Below are 14,453 nucleotides of genomic sequence, written 5' to 3'. Positions count from 1 at the left end.
CACCGACAAGGCAGGGAGAAGTACGTCGTGACCCATGAGTGGCATGTCCTCATCGAGGAGGACACCTGGACCAACGAGCGCGCCGACGGCGTCGCTCTGCGGCTGCACCGCTGGACGCTGGCGGGTACGTACCGCATCGGTCAGGACGAGGCGGAGGCGGTCGCCGCCGCCGAGGACGCGGCCCTGCACTACATACCGCGTGCCCTTGCCCGACGTGCCCGGCCCGGTGACGAGCCGGCCCGGGAGGCGTTCCTCGGGCGGGACGGCACCTGGGTGGTGCTGGTGAGGCAGCGTCAACGGGTGTGCCACATCCGGGTGTCGGCCGCCCGCCTCGTGCACGCGCGGAAGGAGGCCGAAGCGCCGCCGAAAACCCTCAAGGAGAAGCTCCGTGGCGCACTGGACGGGCCGCCGCCCCTCCCGGAGCCCTGGGCGCCCCCGGGCAGCCCTGCCCGGACGCGTCCCGAGCGCGATTGATTCCCTCCACCCGGCGTGTGCGGACGAAGACCGGCGCGGGCCGCGAATGACCCGGGCGCCAAGGTGTTGGAGGACCGGTCAAGGACCAGGACCGAGGCTCAGGCGGGCCGCACCGTACGGGGGCCGACACACTCGGCGCCGTACGCCCTGACCCGTTCGCGCAGCTCGCGGTCCGCGGTCACGACCGTGCAGGGACGGTCGGCATGGGCGGCGGCGAGTTCGACGATGAGGTCGTCCCCGCTGCCCGACGCGGACTCGACCCGCACTCCGGGCACGGACTCGACGCCCCGGGCCGCTCCTTCGACGACGAGGACGACCTCCTCGCCAACGTGCCGTTCGGCAAGTCGGTCCCGCAGGCGCTCCGCCGCTCCCTTGCGGTCGCGCCACCAGCCGTCGGGCACGGATCCGACGACGTTCGCCGCGTCGACGATCAGCACGGGGCGCCCGCTCATGACCCGGTTCCGCCCCAACGGGCCGCCTGGCGTGGCGTGCTGCGCATTCCTTCTCCGGTCATGTGCCGTGATTCTGCCACCTGCTCCTCCAGAGGGTTTTCAGGCGGGCGGGCCGATTTTGGCGGACACCGCGTCGAGGATCCACTCCAGGCCGGTCGTGAAGGATGTCTCGGCGTCCACGTGCGTACCGTCGTGGACCATCTTGGCCAGCGCTGGGAAGTCGCCCGTGGCCAGCATGTGCGTCAAGTGCGGGCCGGACGCGCGCTGCCAGTCGTGCTTGGACAGACCCGTGGCGCGCTCGGCCCGCAGGTTGGCGATCTCCCGTCGGATCGCGCCGATGTAGTAGGCGCTGACGGTCTCCACGGCGCGCATGGCGGTGTCGACGTCCACGAGGCCGTCGAAGGCGGCGAGCGTCGCCTCGGCCACGGCGAGACCGTTCGGGCCGAGGGCCGGACGGCCGCCGAGCAGGTCGGCGAGCCACTCATGACGCAGAGCGGCCTGCCTCGTGCGGTGGGCCAGGGCACTCAACGTCTCGCGCCAGTCCGCCGGTTGCCCCTCCGGGACGATCTCGCCCTGGACCTCGTTCACCATGAGGTCGAACAACTCCTCCTTGGAGGAGACGAATCTGTAGAGCCGCATCGGGCCGGCGTCCAGGCGGGCCGCCACCTTGCGTACCGACACCGCTTCAAGCCCGCCCTCGTCGGCCAGCGCCAGGGCGGCGGCGACAATGCGCTCCCGGTCGAGCGGCACGGGGCGAGTCGTCGGTTCCGGACGGTCCCACACAGTCATGCCCACACCGTACGTGCCGATCCGTCGAGCCTTGCCGTGTGTCGAAGCGTACCGATACGGTGTATCGATATGAGACAGCGTATCGGAACCATCGGGGGTGGCCCCGGCGGGCTCACCTTCGCCCGCGTCCTGCACCGCCACGGCATCCCCGTGACCGTCTTCGAACGCGATACCGCCCCCGACGCCCGACCCGCGGGCGGCACGCTCGACCTGCACGAAGGGATGGGCCAGCTCGCCATGGGAAAGGCGGGGCTGTTGGCGGAGTTCCAGGCGCTGGCCCGTCCCGAGGGGCAGGCCATGCGCATCCTGGATACGGATGGAACCGTACTGCGCGACTGGCGGCCCGGCCCGGACGAACGGGCCAACCCGGAGATCGACCGCGGACACCTGCGTGACCTGCTGCTCGGGCCCCTCGACGTCCAGTGGGGGCGAGGGGTGGCACGGGTGGAGCCGGAGGGTCGGAACGGCGCCACGGTGCACTTCGCCGACGGGCGGCAGGAGACGTTCGACCTCGTCGTCGGCGCCGACGGCGCCTGGTCCCGGACCCGCCCCGCGGTGTCACCGGCGACACCGCAGTACACCGGGGTCACCGCGATGGAGACCTTCCTGGACGACGTCGACGACCGCCACCCCGACCTCGCCCGCTTGATCGGCGGCGGCTCGGTGGCCGTGTACGGCGTGCACCGCTCCCTCGTCGCCCAGCGCAACAGCGGCGGGCACGTCAAGGTGTACGCCAGGTTCCGCGCACCGCTCGACTGGCACGCGCACCTGGACCTGACCGACGTCGAGGCCGTGCGGTCGCATCTGCTGGCCCGCTTCCACGACTGGGCGGAGCCCGTCCTCGACCTCCTGCGCCACGGCACGGCCTTCGTCCACCGCCCCCTCCACGTCCTGCCGGTGTCCCACACCTGGACGCATGTCCCCGGGGTGACGCTCCTCGGCGACGCCGCCCATCTGATGCCTCCGCTCGGAGCAGGCGCGAACCTCGCGATGCTGGAAGGCGCCGAACTCGCCGAGACCATCGCCCTGGGGCCGGACGACCTCGACGACGCCGTCCGTGCCTTCGAGGAAAGGATGTGGGTGCGGGCCGCCAGATGGGCACGCATCACGACGGCGGGCCTTGAACGCCTGGTCAGCGCGGACCCGACGGAAGCCCTCGCCCTCTTCGACCAGGTCCAGCCATCCTGATCCCTTCGAGCCGTCCTGCCGACGCGGGACCAATGGCCCGAAGCGGCGGGACCGAGACCGTCTCGATGGCCGATGTTCGCGCGGACCGCATGGCGGTGCACTGGAGAATGCCGAGTCCGGGGCGAAGGCCGGGCGCGGCAGAACACTCGCTCCTCGAAGAAGGGTGGAAGCATCCCGTGCTCGTCATCGAATCCCGTGCCGCAGACGCGGCCCAGGCCCGCCGTGCCACCGCCGACTATGTGCGGGACGCCTGCCCGTGGGTCGACCGCGACGCCGTCGTGCTGGTCGTCAGCGAACTGGTCGGCAACGCCGCACGTCACACGGAACGCGGCGACTGGCTCCTGTACCTCCGCTGCCAGGGCCCGGTCCTGACCGCCGACGTCCAGGACACCAGCACCGCTCCTCCGGCCCCGCGCCGGCCCGACCTGGCCGAGGGAGGCGGCATGGGATGGCACATCGCCGAAGACCTGACCTCCTCGCTCACCGTTCTGCCGCACCCGCACGGCAAGACCGTCCGAGCCGAATGGCACGCGGCCGACGCGGAACCGGCGAACCGTCCGGCCGGCCGTGGGTCGACCCGAATGGCACTCTGCTAGCCGCGAACGACGACTGCCGCGATCGTCAAGTCCGGTTGTTCTGGGGCGCGTTGACGTCATGGGGAGGAGCGGGGGCGCGCCGGTGTGCCGAGCACGTCCAGGGTGCCTTCGGTGCGCGCCTGCTGGCGGCGCCCGTCGCGCGGCTCGCGGCGCGATGAGGTAGTCAGGAACGGTGAACAAGGACGCGAGCGACCCCTTCGTGCACGTCAGGGCCGCCACTGAGAACAACCTGCGGAACATCGATGTCGACGTTCCGCGGGACGCGATGGTCGCCTTCACCGGCGTCTCCGGTTCGGGCAAGTCCTCGCTCGCGTTCGGCACGCTCTACGCGGAGGCCCAACGGCGCTACTTCGAGTCCGTGGCGCCGTACGCCCGAAGACTGTTGCAGCAGGTCGGCGCGCCGCACGTCCAGGAAATCACCGGCCTGCCGCCCGCCGTGGCCCTCCAGCAGCGACGCGGCTCGCCCAGCTCGCGCTCGACGGTCGGCACCCTCACCACCCTGTCCAACCTGCTGCGCATGCTGTACTCCCGCGCCGGTACCTATCCGCCCCGGGCCGACCGTCTCGAAGCCGAGTCCTTCTCACCCAACACGGCGGCCGGCGCCTGTCCGGAGTGCCACGGACTGGGCGTCGTGCACGACGTCGCCGAGGACCTGCTCGTCCCGGACCCCTCGCTGAGCATCCGCGAGGGGGCGATCGCCGCCTGGCCGGGCGCCTGGCAGGGTGCCAACCTGCGCAGTGTCGTCAACGGCCTGGGGATCGACATCGACCGGCCGTGGCGCAGGCTCAGGAAGAAGGACCGCGAGTGGCTGCTGTACACGGACGAGCAGCCCTCCGTGTACATCGAGCCGGAGGAGGAACGCGTCGACTACGGCTACCAGGGCACGTTCTGGAGCGCCCGCAAACACGTCATGCACGTCCTCGCCGACTCCAAGAGCGAGAGGATGCGCGAACGGGCGCTGCGGTTCGTCAGGAGCGTGCCCTGCCCGGAGTGTCACGGCAGCGGACTGCGGCCCGAAGCGCTGGCCGTGACCTTCGCCCGGCGTTCCATCGCCGAGGTCAACGCCATGCCGCTCACCGAGGTCGTGGCGCTGCTACGGCCCGTCGCAGGCAGGGCCAAGGCCGACGCCGCCACGTCGTCCGCCAGGTCGGGGGAGACGACCGAGGTCGCGGTCCGGATCTGCCGCGATCTGGTCGCCCGGGTCGACGTACTGCTGGAGCTGGGTCTGGGATACCTCAGCCTCGGGCGCCGCTCGACGACCCTGTCGCCCGGCGAGGCGCAGCGCCTGCGGATCGCCACCCAGCTCCGCTCGGGTCTCTTCGGCGTCGTCTACGTCCTCGACGAACCCTCCGCCGGCCTGCACCCGGCCGACGCCGAACCGCTCCTCGACGTGCTGGAACGCCTCAAGGCGGCGGGCAACTCCCTGTTCGTGGTCGAGCACGACATGGACGTCGTACGGCGCGCGGACTGGGTGGTCGACATCGGCCCCGGCGCCGGCGAGGGCGGCGGACGCGTGCTCTACAGCGGCCCGGTCGCCGGACTCGAACAGGTCCGGGAGTCGGCCACGAGCCAGTACCTGTTCGGGCGCGCCCGGCCGCTCGATCACCGCCCGCGCACACCGCACGGCCGACTGCGCCTGCGCGGAGTCTCCCGCCACAATCTCCACGACGTGTCCGTCGAGGTGCCGCTGCGCGTACTGACCGCGGTGACGGGCGTGTCCGGTTCCGGCAAATCCACGCTGGTGACACAGGTGCTCGCCGAGGTCGTCCGCGGCCACCTCGGACTCGTACCCGAGGAACCCGACGAGGCGCGCCTGGAGGTCGACGTCCAGGACGCGTCGGGGGTCGAGTCGTTCGACCGGCTGGTCCTGGTCGACCAGCGGCCCATCGGCCGGACACCCCGCTCCAACCTGGCCACGTACACGGGCATGTTCGACGCGGTGCGCAAGCTGTACGCGGCGACGGACGAGGCCAGGGCGCGCGGCTACTCCGCCGGGCGGTTCTCCTTCAACGTGCCCGACGGGCGGTGCGAGACCTGCCAGGGCGAAGGGTTCGTCGCGGTGGAACTGCTGTTCCTGCCCGGCACCTATGCGCCGTGCCCGACCTGTCAGGGCGCCCGGTACAACGCCGAGACGCTGGAGGTCACCTACCGCGGCAAGAACATCGCCGAAGTGCTGGCCCTGTCCGTCGATGCCGCCGCCGCATTCCTGTCCGCCGTCCCGTCCGCCGCCCGCAGCCTGGAGACACTGCGCGAGGTGGGCCTTGGATATCTGCGTCTTGGGCAGCCCGCGACGGAACTCAGCGGTGGTGAGGCGCAACGCATCAAACTCGCCACCGAACTCCAGCGGGCCCGCCGCGGGCACGCGCTCTACCTGCTCGACGAGCCGACGGCGGGGCTGCATCCCGCGGACATCGCGCTGCTGCTGCGACAACTGCACCGGCTCGTCGACGCCGGCAACACGGTCGTCCTCGTCGAGCACGACCTGGACACGATCGCCGGCGCCGACTGGGTCATCGACCTCGGGCCGGGCGGCGGCGACGCGGGCGGCCGCGTGGTCGCGGCAGGCCCGCCGGCCAAGGTGGCGAAGTCCCGTCGCAGCGCCACCGCGCCCTACCTCGCGGCCCGGCTCGCCCGCTCCTGACGACAGGGCGCGGCCCGCACGGCGGTTGACGCACCGGCAAGCACTGCCCTGAGCGGACGACGCCTGCGGCTGCGGCTCGCGGGGCGGGCGCGTCTCGCTGCTCGCAGGGCGCACCGCACATTGGTCTGGACCTTGACAGGTTCAGACCATTCCGCTTGAGTCTGGCGTGATCCCCCCTCAACTCCTAGAAGGAGTGGTCGCGTGTCGAGACAACGGCTCATCGCACTTCTCACCGCGTTCGCGGTCGCACTGGGGCTCGCCCTCCTCGTGCCGCTGGCGTCCACCGCCTCGGCCGCCGCCGGCTGTGTCGGCGCGTGGAGTTCCTCCTCGGTGTACACCGGCGGCATGTCCGCCTCGTACAACAGCCACAACTGGCAGGCCAAGTGGTGGACTCAGGGCGAGACGCCCGGCGTGGCCGAGGTCTGGGCCGACCAGGGCGCCTGCGGCGGCGGTTCGACCACGCCGCCCTCCAGCGGCTCCTTCGTGGTCAGCGAAGCCCAGTTCAACCAGATGTTCCCGAACCGGAACTCGTTCTACACCTACAGCGGTCTGACGGCCGCGCTCAGCGCGTACCCGGGCTTCGCGACCACCGGCAGCGACACGGTCAAGAAGCAGGAGGCCGCGGCGTTCCTCGCCAACGTCAGCCACGAGACCGGCGGCCTCGTCTACATCGTCGAGCAGAACACCGCCAACTACCCGCACTACTGCGACGCGACACAGCCCTACGGATGCCCGGCCGGCCAGTCCGCCTACTACGGGCGTGGCCCGATCCAGCTGAGCTGGAACTTCAACTACAAGGCGGCGGGCGACGCGCTCGGCATCGATCTGCTGCACAACCCGAACCTCGTGCAGAGCGACTCGGCCATCGCCTGGAAGACCGGCCTGTGGTACTGGAACACGCAGAGCGGCCCCGGCACCATGACCCCGCACAACGCCATGGTCAACGGCGCCGGGTTCGGTGAGACCATCCGCAGCATCAACGGCAGCATCGAGTGCAACGGCGGCAACCCGGCTCAAGTGCAGAGCCGGATCAACGCCTATCAGAGCTTCGTCTCGATCCTCGGAGTCCCGGCCGGCGGCAACCTGAGCTGCTGACGGGTACGGACGATGCCGGTGTGCCCCCGTCGCAAGGGAAGCGGCGGGGGCACACCGACGTGCGGACGGCGATCACAGCTTCATGCGGTGCACACCTCCCCGCACCGTGCCGACGTACAGCCAGCCGCCCGCGGTCGCCAGGCTGGTGGCGTTGAGGTTCTGTAGGCCGTTGGAGATGTTCTGCCAGCTGCGGCCGCCGTCCGTGGAGCGCAGGACGCCCCGGCCGCCACGCGGCAGGGCCGCGTCCCAGGAGCTGGTGGTGGCCGCGTACAGGGTTTCACCTACCGTGATCAAGTCGCCTACGCGCAGGGTAGTTGACCCGTGTCGGCGGTGCGGAAGGTCCGGCCGCCGTCCGTCGAGACCTTGATCGTGTCCCCGCCGGTCAGCATCTTCGAGCCGGCGAACTCGATGGTGTCGACGCGGCCGTCGGCGACCTTGGTGATGTCGTCGCCGCCGTTGTCCGAGCGGTAGAGGCCGTCGGGGGCGCCGAGCCACAGCCGCTCGGGGTTCTTCGGGTCGCCCGCGACCGCGGTGAAGTGCGTTTGGTCGTGGAGGAGGTTCTTCCAGGTGGTGCCGCCGTCCTCGGTGGCGAACAGGCCCTTGCCCAGCAGGTTGGAGTACGCGACGTACACGCGGTCGGGGTCGGCGGGGTGCACCGACAAGGCGTACACTGTGCCGTTGCTCTGGCCCTTGTCCTGCCAGGTGGCTCCCGCGTCGCCGCTGCGTTGCAGGTGGAAGTCGCCCCAGGCGCTGTACCGCACCCGCCACACGATCCGCGAGTCCTTCGCTGAGGCCTGGAGCAGCCGGGTCTCGGCGCCGATCATGCCCTCGCCGCCGGTGGTGCCCCACTCCGCGCCGGAGGCGGGCAGCGAGGTGCGGTGGGTGCCCTGCGGACCCGCCGCGAGCAGCCGATCGCCGCTGACGGCAAGGGAGTTGACCGTGCCGCCCTGTACGCCGAGCCGGTGGTAGTCCTTGCCGTCGGGGGTGCCCCGGTAGACGCCGGCCGCGTCCGCGGAGACGGTCAGTGAACCGTCGGCCCAGCGGTCGAAGTCGGAGGTGGTGGAGGCCTTGTTCGGAGAGGGGATGGCCGCCCAGCGACGGCCGTGGTCACGGCCGACCCGGATCTCCTTGCCGTAGCCGGCGTACAGGTCGCCGCCGGTGAGCGTCAGACCCGTGGCGCCGGGGCCGTGGTTGTCGAGGGTGGCCCAGCTCCGGCCGCCGTCGAAGGAGCCGACGATGCCCGAACCGATCTCGTAGACCGCCACCACCTGGCTGTCCGCCACGACGTTCACGGAGACCCTGCCGCCGGGGGAGTCGTACACCTTGGTCGCCTTGCCCAGGGCGCCCAGGGAGAGCCCGTCGCGCTTCCAGAGGGACTTGCCCGCCGAGAAGTAGAGGCTGTCACCGCCGATCGCCACGTCGTAGATCCGGTCGACGGGGAGGCCGAGCGGTTCGGTGGTCCAGGTGTCGCCGCCGTCCTTGCTGATCAGCAGGTCGGTGGCGGTGACCGCGACGAGGGTCCTGCCCGTCTCGTCGGTGAGGAAGTCCGTGAGGTACGCGTCCGGGGTGTTCAGGGTCGCCCAGGTGCGGCCGGCGTCGTCGGTGCGCAGGATCGATCCCTTGCGGGGAATGCCGGACCTGCTGTTGGCGGCGTACCACCAACGCTTGGCGTTCTTCGGGTCGATGGCGGTGAAGGCGCGGCCCGCCACGTCACCCAGCGGCAGCCGGGTGTGCTGCTGCCAGGTGGCGCCGTTGTCCGCGGTCGACCAGGGGCCGAGCTTGCCGTACTGGGTGAGCACGGCGGCGCCCGGGGCGCTCGGCGCGGTGGTGATGTCGCCGCTCTCCGAGTTCGGACCGACGGGCTGCCACCGCGAGCGGCGGCTGTTCTCGGGGGTGACCTCGAAGCCGTCCTGGTTGGCGGTGAGGGTCTTGCCGTCGAGGGTGCGGCCGCTCGCGGAGACCAGATGGGCGCCGACGCCGCGACCGGTGATCCGCGCCTCGTAGACGTTGCCGGAGCGCGGCGTGGTGGCGACCGTGTAGGGCCTGCCGTGCGGCGGCGTGACGGTCAGGACGGGCGGCTCGGCGAGCGCCGCCGGGGTGAAGACGACGGCGCTGGAGGTGCCGTCGCTGGGGTCGGGGCCGGCCTGGAGGAACAGCTGCCGTACGACCAGGAGGTACGGGACGCGCAAATCGCTGCCGTGATCCGGGGTGACGGTGACCGTGCCGGAGATCTCGGCCTCGCCCGCGGGACGGTCGGCCCGCAGAGTCACGGTCGCCGTGGCGCTGCCCCCGGCCGGGATGCGCAGGGCGTCCGGACTGACCCGGGCCCCGCCGCTCACCGCGAGCCGGACCGTACGGGCCCTGGTGCCGGAGTTGGTGACGGTGAGCTTCTTGCTGCCGCCCACCGTGCGGGTGGCGAGGTCGGCGAGCCCGTAGGAGAGGGTCGCCGGGGTGGTGGTGATGCCGGTGTCCGCCGCGTCCGCGGCCGCGGCGACATCGAGGCGCCCCGAGCCGACGGTGCTCGCGCCGTAATCCCCGAGCCGCTTGCTGGAGCCCACCAGTGCCGAGGTGATCTTCGCGGGCGCCTCACCCGGGTGCAGCTGGCGCAGCAGGGCGGCCGAGCCCGCGACGTGCGGCGCCGCCATCGACGTACCCGACATGCGGTAATAACCCGGCGCGTAAAGGGACTTGGGGATGGTGGAGCGGATGTCGTAGCCGGGGGCGACCAGGTCCGGCTTCAGGTTCCAGCGCTGGTCGGGGCCGCGCGAGGAGAACGACGCCATCCGGTCCGTGACGTCCGTACCGGTGATCGTCACCTCGACCTTGCCCCGGCGAGGCGGCGGCCGAGCTCGGCGTACTGGGTGGAGTCCATGCCGAACATGACGATGCGGTCCATGCGCAGCGAGTCGCCGGAGTCCTTGAGCGAGGTCCGCGCCACGAGCGGGACCGAACCGTCGGCGGAGGAGCGCAGCGGGCCCTGCTCCGTGGAGTGCGGCGCGGCGAACACCGGGCCGCTGTTCCCGGACGGCCCGCCGAAGAGAGCGACCGCCCCGCGCCGCTCGGCCTCACGGGCCATGTCGATCTCGGTCATGTAGAGGTCGAGCGAGGACTGGGCCACCAGCATGTCCACGCGGACGGCCTTGCCCGTGACGTCACCCGCCCTGTCCCACTCCTCCGGGGTGCCCCGGCCGACGTCGACGAGCGGGGTGGTGAGGGGCTTCACGGGCGGGTTGGCGGAGACGAGTCCGCGATAGATCTGGATCTTTCCGCTGCCCTTGTAGGCGGCGGCGGGTATCCGCAGCCCGCTGATGGAGGCGCCGACCGCGATCACGCCGTCGGCGGCGGCCGGGGTGCTGATGGTGTTGCCGCCCGGGCCCTCGTTGCCCGCGGAGGCCACGACGACAACTCCCGCCCTGACGGCGGCCGTTGCGGCCGCCCCGAGCGGATCGGTGCCGTCTCCGACGCCGCCGAGGCTCAGGTTGATGACGTCGGCGCGATGGGGGTTGGCCGGGTCGACGGCGGCCTCGATGCCGGCCACGATGTCGGAGGTGTAGCCCTCTCCGGCGTCGTCCATGACCTTGTACGCCAGGATGCTCGCCCCCGGCGCCACACCGGTCACGCCGTCCTTCTCGGCGGCCTTGCCGGCGATGATGCCCGCGACGTGGGTGCCGTGCCCGTTGTCGTCCATGGGGTCGCCGTCGCCGTTGGCGAAGTCGTAGCCGCCGACCACCTTGTGGCCCTCGCCGAAACCACCGCCGAGGTCGGGGTGGGTGTAGTCGACCCCGCTGTCCAGGACGGCGACGGTGGTGCCCCGGCCGTCGGCGCCGTGGCCCGCCGGATCCTTGCGCTGCCACACCTGCGGGGCGTTGATCAGCGGCACACTCGCGTCGGTGAGGACGCGCATCTTGGCGTCGGGGACCACGGACACCACCCCGGGCAGCTTGCCAAGGGCGGCGACCTCGGAGCTCTTCACGGTCACCGCGACCGCGTTGAGCAGCAGGTTCAGCTTGCGCGTCGACGAGGTGTGCAGCCCCGCGCCCTTGGCTCGGTCGAGGAACGACTTCTGGCGGGCGGCGATGGCGACGCGATCGGCGTCGACCCGGCCGGTGTCGGCGGAGCGCACGGCGCCCTTGCCCGCGAGGGCGGCTTCCCCGGCCAGCGTGACGATGACGCGCCGGCCGGGATCTTGTTGCGGTTCCGCGGTGGCGGACTGGGGCGCCGCGGACAGCAGACCGCCGAGGACGGCGGCTGTGAGCGCGGCGGTAAGGGTTCTTCGAGGGGTCATGCTGGACCAAGTAATCGGAATCCAGTGGTCCAGACAACGTTTTCGCCTGGCCCATTGCTGCCCCTGGCACCTAGGGGCCAAGATCCAGGGCATGTCCCAGCTGACCGCGGCCGGAATCGAGCCCTTCGACGAGAGCGTCTACCGGGCGATCCTCGTCCGCCACACCGCCTCGCCCGCCGAACTCGCCGAGGACCTTTCCTGCTCGCCCGAGCGCGTCGCCCGCGCCCTTGACCGGCTGCGCGAGAACGGCCTGGTGGGCCGGTTGTCCGGAACGCGCCGCCGCTACGCGGCCATTGTGCCCGGAGCGGCCCTCGAATCCCTGGTGCGCTCCCGCGTCGAAGACCTCGACGCCGTACGGGCGGCCGCCGGCGAGCTCTCCCTGCTGTTCACCGCGGCTCAGCGCGGCGGCGCCGAACAGATCGAAGTCATCAGCGGCGGCGAGGCGTTGGGCCGCTGGTTCGTACAGCTCCAGCAGGAGGCCCACGAGGAAGTCATCACGCTCGACAGTCCGCCGTACGCCCTCACCACCTCCAACCCAGTCGAGTCGACCGCCCTCACGCGGGGCGTCCGCTACCGCGCCGTGTACGCCCCGGAGGCCCTGGAGTGGCCCGGAGTCCTGGGCGACATAAGGGAGGTGGTGTCCCGTGGCGAGCAGGCCCGCGTCCTTCCAGGCCTGCGCGTCAAGCTGGCCATCGCCGACCGGCGCCTGGCCCTGCTGCCGCTCACCCTCGACTTCACGACGGAGGTACGGGCCGCCGTCATCCGCCCCTGCGCCCTCCTGGACGGCCTGATCGACTACTGGGAACTGTGCTGGCGGACGGCCACCCCCCTGGACGCCCCGGCCGACGACCCGCTCAGCGAGGAGGACCGCCAGATGCACACCCTCCTCGTCAGCGGCCTCAAGGACGAAGCGATCGCCCGCCAGTTGGGCTGGTCGGTACGGACGATGCGGCGCCGCATCAGCCGTCTCCACGAGGACCTGAACGCGGCGAACCGCTTCCAGGCGGGGGTGATCGCGGTGCGCCGGGGCTGGATATGAGGCGCCGGACGTTTCGGGCGGGTCGACCTCGTGCCCTCGCAGCGGGGGTCCCTACCGGCGTCACGCCTTCCGGATCCGGTCGGCGATCTCCGGCCGCGCCGCGAACCCGGCCGCCGCGTACGTGGCGACGCCGCCGGCGTTCGAGCTCGGTGTGCACACCCGCACGCTCGACGAGCCCAACTCCCGCAGCGCGGCCGCCCCGGCGACGGTGATCGCCCGGCCATGGCCGCGGCCGCGGTGGTCCGCGTGGACGCCCATCGGCTCGACGAGGCCCGGCTTCCCCGGCCCCGCCGACCAGACCGTCACCACCGCCACGGGGCTGCCCCGGTCGTCGTAGGCACCCAGACATCGGGCGTCGGCGGAGAACGGCGCCGCGGCCATCGCGTGCCGGTACGCGCCAGTGGGCCTCGCGGTGTTGAACGCGGAGCGCAGGACGTCCGCGAAGTCCCGCGCCTGCTCCAGGCCGATCGCCTCGATCCGCACGCCGGGGTCCTCCACCGGATCGGTGAGGTCGCGGATGAGCGACGGCTCGTCGAAGCCCCACCCTTCCACGGTCAACAGGTCGTGGAGCAGCAGGCCTTGCGGCGCCTCGATGGACACCGCGCCGTCCGGCAGCACGCCGCGCTCAGGCAGCGAGAGGTCCTCGACGAGCCGCCGCGCCAGGGCCTCGTCCCGGAAGGCGTCGGGCGCGACCGTCATCCGCACCACGGTCGGCGAATCCAGCAGCCCGACCGCGAGGATCCGTCCGTCCCGGCTCCACGTCCTGACCGCCGCGGCCGTCTCGGCCGTTCCCAAGCGGTAGTTCCAGCAGATGTCCCCGGGATGCAGCTGCATCGGCGCCTCGTCGTGCTGCCACTGCCGCAGCGCCGCAACCGCCTCGCGCACCCCGTCGGCCGTCGGCGTACTCAGCACCATCGTCATGGTCGGGATCCCACACCCCGTCCCGGTCGCCCGCAACCGATTAACCGGCTGACCGGGGGGCCCTCAAGCGCGGTCCGGCGTCGTGACGTCACCTTGTGACGGGGAAAGCTCACGCCTCATGGGTGACGGCATCGAAACGACACTGGAGGCCATCATGCCGCGCACACGCAAGGACGAGGCCCCGCTCCTCGTCGACACCCCGGTCATCAAGGGCCGGTACGCCGAACTCGACGACTACACGGTCTCCTTCGAGACCTTCCCCGAGGACGCCGACGGCACGCCGGCCTTCCGCGGACTGCCCGACGACCGGTGCCCGTGCCCGCACTGGGGCATGGTGATCTCCGGCCGCCTGGTGCTGCACTACCGCGACCACGACGAGAGCTACCAGGCCGGCGACGTCTACTACGCGCCGCCCGGACACATACCCGTCGTCACCGCCGGGACCGAAACCGTCGAATTCAGCCCGACCGCGGAACTCCGGCGGACGATGGAGGTCGTGGCCGCCAACATGAGCCAGGCCGGAGGTGCGTCATGAGCACCGTGCAAGCCACCGCCGAAACCACGGCACACGAGCTGGCCGACACGTTCATCACCTTCCTGGAGACCGGCGCCGCGCCGCGGGGCCTGTTCACGCCGGACACGTTCATCGACTTCACGATGCCGCAATGGCGTCTGCAAGCGCAGGGCATCGAGGAGGCCGTGGCCCTGCGGCTGGCCGGTCACCCCGGCCCCAGCCGGGTGCCCCGGTCCCGGTTCGACGCCACGACGACGGGGTTCGTCCTGGAGGTCGAGGAGCAGTGGGAGCAGGACGGCGAGTCCTGGTACTGCCGGGAGCTGTTCCGAGCCGATGTGTCCGACGGGTCGATCTCGCAGCTGTCGGTGTACTGCACCGGCGACTGGGACCGGGCCCGCGTCGCCGAACACGGACGGACCGTGCGGCTGCTCAGGCCCTGACCGCGAACCCCCACCGCAG

General features: G+C 71.7%; 14 protein-coding genes. 8 read left to right on the top strand and 6 right to left on the bottom strand.

Features of this window, described 5'->3' with window-relative positions:
- Nucleotides 1-27: 27 nt before the first annotated feature.
- Complete coding sequence (locus tag DWB77_RS03365; RefSeq protein ID WP_120719802.1) at nt 28-474, top strand: hypothetical protein; 447 nt, start codon at nt 28-30, stop codon at nt 472-474.
- A 98-nt stretch (nt 475-572) separates the two neighbouring features.
- On the opposite strand, the gene DWB77_RS03360 is transcribed toward DWB77_RS03365, so the two are convergent.
- A complete protein-coding gene (locus tag DWB77_RS03360) occupies nt 573-926 on the bottom strand; it encodes an NTP pyrophosphohydrolase (protein WP_120719801.1) in 354 nt (117 codons plus the stop codon).
- A gap of 99 nt (nt 927-1,025) precedes the next feature.
- Nucleotides 1,026-1,715, bottom strand: coding sequence for a TetR/AcrR family transcriptional regulator (locus DWB77_RS03355; RefSeq protein ID WP_120719800.1), 690 nt, complete (start codon nt 1,713-1,715; stop codon nt 1,026-1,028).
- Nucleotides 1,716-1,784: 69 nt separating this feature from the next.
- Here DWB77_RS03355 and DWB77_RS03350 point away from each other — a divergent pair, with 69 nt between their 5' ends.
- The 4 genes from DWB77_RS03350 to DWB77_RS03335 all read left to right on the top strand — a co-directional run bounded on the left by DWB77_RS03350 (nt 1,785) and on the right by DWB77_RS03335 (nt 7,235).
- The gene (locus DWB77_RS03350; protein ID WP_120719799.1) at nt 1,785-2,903 is read left to right on the top strand and encodes an FAD-dependent oxidoreductase; all 1,119 of its coding nucleotides are present in this window, start codon (nt 1,785-1,787) and stop codon (nt 2,901-2,903) included.
- Between the two features lie 176 nt (nt 2,904-3,079).
- A complete protein-coding gene (locus DWB77_RS03345; RefSeq protein ID WP_246033387.1) occupies nt 3,080-3,499 on the top strand; it encodes an ATP-binding protein in 420 nt (139 codons plus the stop codon).
- Nucleotides 3,500-3,671: 172 nt separating this feature from the next.
- The gene (gene uvrA / locus DWB77_RS03340; protein ID WP_120719798.1) at nt 3,672-6,140 is read left to right on the top strand and encodes an excinuclease ABC subunit UvrA; all 2,469 of its coding nucleotides are present in this window, start codon (nt 3,672-3,674) and stop codon (nt 6,138-6,140) included.
- A 201-nt stretch (nt 6,141-6,341) separates the two neighbouring features.
- Entirely contained in the window at nt 6,342-7,235 is an 894-nt protein-coding gene (locus tag DWB77_RS03335) for a glycoside hydrolase family 19 protein (protein ID WP_120719797.1), read from the top strand.
- 72 nt (nt 7,236-7,307) lie between these two features.
- Here the strand turns inward: DWB77_RS03335 and DWB77_RS03330 are convergent, their stop codons facing one another.
- The 3 genes from DWB77_RS03330 to DWB77_RS03320 are packed head-to-tail and all read right to left on the bottom strand — an operon-like array spanning nt 7,308 to nt 11,520.
- Nucleotides 7,308-7,529: a hypothetical protein gene (locus tag DWB77_RS03330; RefSeq protein WP_120719796.1), complete on the bottom strand. Its 222-nt coding sequence runs from the start codon at nt 7,527-7,529 to the stop codon at nt 7,308-7,310.
- Nucleotides 7,530-7,534: 5 nt separating this feature from the next.
- On the bottom strand, nt 7,535-10,051 hold the full coding sequence (locus DWB77_RS38720) for a S8 family serine peptidase (RefSeq protein ID WP_246033386.1): 2,517 nt from the start codon (nt 10,049-10,051) through the stop codon (nt 7,535-7,537).
- Nucleotides 10,048-11,520, bottom strand: coding sequence for a S8 family serine peptidase (locus DWB77_RS03320; RefSeq protein WP_162952392.1), 1,473 nt, complete (start codon nt 11,518-11,520; stop codon nt 10,048-10,050). Before DWB77_RS03320 ends, DWB77_RS38720 begins: the two co-directional genes overlap by 4 nt.
- A gap of 91 nt (nt 11,521-11,611) precedes the next feature.
- Between DWB77_RS03320 and DWB77_RS03315 the strand changes: the two genes are divergently transcribed.
- Nucleotides 11,612-12,559: a helix-turn-helix domain-containing protein gene (locus tag DWB77_RS03315; protein ID WP_162952391.1), complete on the top strand. Its 948-nt coding sequence runs from the start codon at nt 11,612-11,614 to the stop codon at nt 12,557-12,559.
- A gap of 60 nt (nt 12,560-12,619) precedes the next feature.
- Here DWB77_RS03315 and DWB77_RS03310 read toward each other — a convergent pair whose 3' ends face one another.
- Nucleotides 12,620-13,480: a GNAT family N-acetyltransferase gene (locus DWB77_RS03310; RefSeq protein WP_120719794.1), complete on the bottom strand. Its 861-nt coding sequence runs from the start codon at nt 13,478-13,480 to the stop codon at nt 12,620-12,622.
- A gap of 154 nt (nt 13,481-13,634) precedes the next feature.
- Between DWB77_RS03310 and DWB77_RS38715 the strand changes: the two genes are divergently transcribed.
- Nucleotides 13,635-14,015, top strand: a complete 381-nt coding sequence (locus DWB77_RS38715; protein ID WP_120727298.1) for a cupin domain-containing protein — start codon at nt 13,635-13,637, stop codon at nt 14,013-14,015.
- Complete coding sequence (locus DWB77_RS03300; RefSeq protein ID WP_120719793.1) at nt 14,012-14,434, top strand: hypothetical protein; 423 nt, start codon at nt 14,012-14,014, stop codon at nt 14,432-14,434. The genes DWB77_RS38715 and DWB77_RS03300 overlap by 4 nt, the downstream gene beginning before the upstream one ends.
- Nucleotides 14,435-14,453: the final 19 nt, after the last annotated feature.

Source organism: Streptomyces hundungensis, from assembly GCF_003627815.1.
Lineage (GTDB): Bacteria > Actinomycetota > Actinomycetes > Streptomycetales > Streptomycetaceae > Streptomyces > Streptomyces hundungensis_A.
The sequence above is the reverse complement of the archived record's forward strand: the minus strand, read 5'-3'. Positions and strand labels throughout refer to the sequence as shown.

Excerpts from the sequence above, each read along its gene's own strand:
- DWB77_RS03360 (WP_120719801.1), bottom strand. The coding sequence starts at position 926 with ATGAGCGGGCGCCCCGTGCTGATCGTCGACGCGGCGAACGTCGTCGGA.
- DWB77_RS03300 (WP_120719793.1), top strand. The coding sequence starts at position 14,012 with ATGAGCACCGTGCAAGCCACCGCCGAAACCACGGCACACGAGCTGGCC.
- DWB77_RS03355 (WP_120719800.1), bottom strand. The coding sequence starts at position 1,715 with ATGACTGTGTGGGACCGTCCGGAACCGACGACTCGCCCCGTGCCGCTC.
- DWB77_RS03310 (WP_120719794.1), bottom strand. The coding sequence starts at position 13,480 with ATGACGATGGTGCTGAGTACGCCGACGGCCGACGGGGTGCGCGAGGCG.
- DWB77_RS38715 (WP_120727298.1), top strand. The coding sequence starts at position 13,635 with ATGCCGCGCACACGCAAGGACGAGGCCCCGCTCCTCGTCGACACCCCG.
- DWB77_RS03315 (WP_162952391.1), top strand. The coding sequence starts at position 11,612 with ATGTCCCAGCTGACCGCGGCCGGAATCGAGCCCTTCGACGAGAGCGTC.
- DWB77_RS03320 (WP_162952392.1), bottom strand. The coding sequence starts at position 11,520 with ATGACCCCTCGAAGAACCCTTACCGCCGCGCTCACAGCCGCCGTCCTC.
- DWB77_RS03350 (WP_120719799.1), top strand. The coding sequence starts at position 1,785 with ATGAGACAGCGTATCGGAACCATCGGGGGTGGCCCCGGCGGGCTCACC.